Raw genomic sequence first — 3099 nt, 5'->3', positions numbered from 1 at the left:
GGCGCTGAACCGGGCCGTCGCGGTGGCCGAGGTCGACGGGCCGGGCGCGGCGTTGGCGCTGGTGGACGGTGTGGCGGAGGGCAACTCCCCGATGGCGGGCTACCACCTGTTCCACGCCGTGCGCGCCGACCTGCTGCACCGCGCGGGCCGTGACGGCGAGTCGGCGCAGGCCTACCGGCGGGCGTTGGAGCTGGTGGGCAACGACGCCGAGCGCGACCTGCTGAGGCGGCGGCTGGACGCGATCACCGGCGGCGGGTGAGTCGGTGGTTCAGCGCAGTTGCCGGATGAGGTCGGCCACCTCCTGCGGGGTGAAGTCGAGCGACACCACGCCGATGGTCACCTCGATGGTGCACCGCGTCGGGTCGGGCGAGGTGCCGGGTCGCCGGGGCAGTTCGACGCCGGTCTCCTCCAGGATCCGCTTCGACGCGGCGGCGACGGCGTCCTTCGACGCGGGGATGTCGATGTGGAACAGCGGCGTCTGGGGCACCTCGGGGCGGGTGCGGGCGTAGCCGTCGGCGTTGATCGCGGCGGCGACGGCGCGGGCGTGGTCGCGGAACTCGGCCATCCTGGGCAGCACCTCGTCCAGGCCCATCAGGGCGGTGACGGCCGCGGGCCAGGAGTCCGGGATCGCGCCGCCGAGCCTGTGCCGCCACACCGACGCGGCGTCGACGGTCTCCCGGTCACCGGCCAGCACCGCGCCGCGCACGCCTTCCAGGCCCTTGTAGAGGGAGACGTAGACGGTGTCGAACAGGCCGGCGATCTCCGCGAACGGCCGCTCGTAGCCGGTCTGCGCCTCCCACAGCCGGGCGCCGTCGAGGTGCGCGGCGGCTCCCCGGTCACGGGCCCAGGTGGTCTGCGCGACCAGGTCGTCCCAGGTCGGCAGGAGGCCGCCGAGGTCGCGCTGGGGCAGTTCCAGCAGCAGCGCGGCGAGCGGTTCGCGGACCTCGGCCAGGTCGTCGAGGGTGATCAGCTCGTGGCGGTCCCCCACGGCCTTGTGGCGCAGGCCGTGCACGGCGCTGTAGCCCTCCTCCTCCCAGACGGCGAGGTGGCACCGGGGGTGGGCGGCGAACGTGCGGCGGCCGGTGCGTTCGGCGTGCACGCGCAGCGCGGTCTGCTGGGCCATCGTGCCGGTGGGGAAGAACAGGGCGGCGGGCTTGCCGAGCAGGTCCGCGATCCGCTGCTCCAGTTCCCGGGTGGGCGCGTCCGGGTCGGTGCCCGGTCGCACGCGGTCGAGCACGCGGCGCAGGACCGCGTGCGGGTCCTGGCGGAGGCTGGAGTGCTGGACCAGGGAGCGACGGATTTCGGGTGCCATTCGCCGGAGTGTGGTGTCGCCACCGGCGTGGTGCAACGACTTTCACGCGGGGCGTGATCGGACGGTCGCGGACCGTGCCGGAGGGGCGACGCCGGGCACTATCGGGTCGTCCGCGGGTGATCTCGCCGGGGATACTGCGGCCATGGGAAAGACCTACGAACGGATCGACGGTCGGCTGCGCCAGTTCATCGAGGACCAGCCGGTGTTCTTCACCGCCACCGCGCCGCTGGCGGCCGACGGGCACGTGAACCTGTCGCCCAAGGGCCGCAAGGGCACGTGGCGGGTGCTGGACGAGCAGCGGGTGGCGTACCTGGACTTCGGTGGCAGCCACGCCGAGACGCTGGCCCACCTGCGGGAGAACGGGCGGATCACGCTCATGTGGTGCGCTTTCGAGGGTCCGCCGAACATCGTGCGGGTGCACGGCACGGGCGAGGCGGTGTTCCGGGACGACCCGGGGTTCGCGGAGCTGGTGGCCGGGTTCGGTGACGCGGACGGGCCCGCGTTGCGCGCGGTCGTGGTGGTGACCGCGAAGCTGATCAGCGACACGTGCGGGTTCGCCGTGCCGTTCCTGGAGTACCAAGGTGAGCGGACGCTGCACGCGGAGTTCTTCGGCCGCAAGTCGGACGAGGAGTTCGCCGCGTACTGCGAGAGCAAGGACTTCAACGGGGTCAGCATGGACGGTCTGCCCGCCCTGCCGCTGCCCCTGCCGCCCCGCTAGCCGCGGGCAGGGGGGCGGCGGCCGGAAATGGTGTCGTGCCGGGGTCGGCGGTTGTGCCACGGTCTGCGCCGTGACGGAGTACTTGTTCTTCTGGGGCGCGCAGGCGGAGCCGGGTGCGCCGATCGGCGCGGAGTGCCTGAGCCAGTGGTGGGAGGGCCCGTACTCGGTGGACGGGACGACCTACCGGACCGCGGAGCACTTCATGATGTGCGGGAAGGCGCTGCTGTTCGGCGACGAGCACACCGCCCGGCGGGTGCTGGCGGCGCGCACGCCCCGTGAGGCGAAGTCGCTGGGCCGCCAGGTGCGCGGGTTCGACGAGGACACGTGGGTGGCGAACCGGATGGACATCGTGGTGCGGGGCAACCTGGCGAAGTTCGGCGCGGACGACCGGCTGCGGGAGTTCCTGCTGGGCACCGGGGACCGGGTGCTGGTCGAGGCCAGCCCGCTGGACCGGGTGTGGGGCATCGGGCTGGCCGCCGACGACGAGCGCGCGACCGACCCGGCGTCCTGGCGGGGCCTGAACCTGCTGGGCGAGGCGTTGATGGAGGTGCGCGACCGGCTCGCCCGCGGGTGAGGGGTCCCCCGGACGGCTCACGACCGGCGTCGGTGCGGGCGTGGCGGCTCGCCGGTGGGGTCGGATGACGTCACGACGGGTGGCTTTTCGATCTACGCTGTGCGGGCGGCGAGTGACGCCGATCACCTCGGGAAGGGGGCGGTCGTGCTGGTCGAGGCCCAGCGGAACCGCGCTGCCCTGCGCCGGGTGACGGGCCTTGCCCGCAGCACGCCGGGCAGGCTCAGCCTGCTGGCCCTGCTGCTGATCGTGGTGAGCCTGCTGGTCGGGGCGTTGACGGCGGCGTCGGTGCACCGCCGCGCGGAGGCGCTGGAGGCGTTGGCGGACCGCAGCGAGCCGCTGGCGTTCGCCGCGCAGGAGGTCTACCGGGCGATGGCGGACGCGGACGCCACGGCGTCGAGCGCGTTCTTGTCCGGCGGTGTGGAGTCGTCCGCGCTGCGCGGGCGGGACGTGGCGGACGTTGGCAAGGCCGCCTCGGCGGGGGCGGGGGCGACCGGC

The 3099-nt window shown here is 73.9% G+C and carries 3 protein-coding genes and 2 pseudogenes; 4 read left to right on the top strand and 1 reads right to left on the bottom strand.

The window, feature by feature from the left end; all coding sequences use genetic code 11:
* A pseudogene (locus AB0G02_RS33150) lies at positions 1-259 on the top strand (RNA polymerase sigma factor); the annotation flags it as partial.
* Between the two features lie 9 nt (positions 260-268).
* Here AB0G02_RS33150 and AB0G02_RS33145 read toward each other — a convergent pair.
* Positions 269-1312, bottom strand: coding sequence for a beta-eliminating lyase-related protein (locus AB0G02_RS33145; RefSeq protein ID WP_360802172.1), 1044 nt, complete (start codon positions 1310-1312; stop codon positions 269-271).
* 142 nt (positions 1313-1454) lie between these two features.
* Here AB0G02_RS33145 and AB0G02_RS33140 point away from each other — a divergent pair, with 142 nt between their 5' ends.
* The 3 genes and pseudogenes from AB0G02_RS33140 to AB0G02_RS33130 form a co-directional block, all read left to right on the top strand.
* Positions 1455-2030 carry a pyridoxamine 5'-phosphate oxidase family protein gene (locus AB0G02_RS33140; RefSeq protein WP_360802170.1) on the top strand — a complete coding sequence of 192 codons (576 nt, stop codon included), beginning with the start codon at positions 1455-1457 and terminating at the stop codon, positions 2028-2030.
* 70 nt (positions 2031-2100) lie between these two features.
* Positions 2101-2604, top strand: coding sequence for an NADAR family protein (locus tag AB0G02_RS33135; protein WP_360802168.1), 504 nt, complete (start codon positions 2101-2103; stop codon positions 2602-2604).
* A 144-nt stretch (positions 2605-2748) separates the two neighbouring features.
* Positions 2749-3099, top strand: a pseudogene (locus AB0G02_RS33130) (hypothetical protein); the annotation flags it as partial.

Source organism: Actinosynnema sp. NPDC023658 (assembly GCF_040639995.1).
Classification (GTDB): Bacteria; Actinomycetota; Actinomycetes; order Mycobacteriales; family Pseudonocardiaceae; genus Actinosynnema.
Note: the sequence above shows the minus strand (reverse complement) of the source record. Positions and strands in the feature narration are given on the sequence as shown.

What these genes read in the sequence shown, in the direction of transcription:
- AB0G02_RS33145 (WP_360802172.1), bottom strand. Translation starts at nt 1,312, where the DNA reads ATGGCACCCGAAATCCGTCGCTCCCTGGTCCAGCACTCCAGCCTCCGC.
- AB0G02_RS33140 (WP_360802170.1), top strand. Translation starts at nt 1,455, where the DNA reads ATGGGAAAGACCTACGAACGGATCGACGGTCGGCTGCGCCAGTTCATC.